Annotated in this window: 1 protein-coding gene; it reads left to right on the forward strand. The window is 45.6% G+C overall.

Annotation, left to right across the window (positions count from 1 at the left end; all coding sequences use genetic code 11):
• The coding region (locus tag R7Z47_RS26570) for a class I SAM-dependent methyltransferase (protein ID WP_318130987.1) at positions 1-535 on the forward strand (535 nt) is incomplete at both ends.

Raw genomic sequence — 535 nt, forward strand, 5'->3', positions numbered from 1 at the left:
TGTAACATTCAACACCAAGTCAACGTAGATATCCAGAACCCGTTGCACAATGTTATCGCAGATGGTTACGAATTGCCCTTTTTGGAAAAAAGCTTTGATGTCGTGATACTTGCCCATCAGCTTGATTATGCAAGTGATCCACACCGTCTGCTGCGAGAAGTAGACAGAGTGATGATGGATGATGGCTGCTTGATCATTACGGGTTTTAACCCAATTAGCTTTACTGGTTTAGCGAGTTTATTCCCATGGCGTAAAAATAACTTGCCGTGGAGTGGGCGAATGTTTACTTCGAGCCGAATCAATGACTGGTTGGGGTTACTCAACTACCAAGTAATTCATTGTGATCGTTATGCGCTGTTTCCTATGACACGTTATCGCACCATGTGGACTTGGTTAGAAAACAGCTTGGGGGATTGGGCTTCTCCGGCGGGGAGCTTGTACTATATCGTCGCTCGTAAACGAACGTACCCTCTCAAGCCAATCAAACCACATTGGCGTCTAAAGAAAAAACTGACGCCGCTTGGCGTGATGAACC

Source organism: Vibrio sp. 1641 (genome assembly GCF_033339995.1).
Lineage (GTDB): Bacteria > Pseudomonadota > Gammaproteobacteria > Enterobacterales > Vibrionaceae > Vibrio > Vibrio alginolyticus.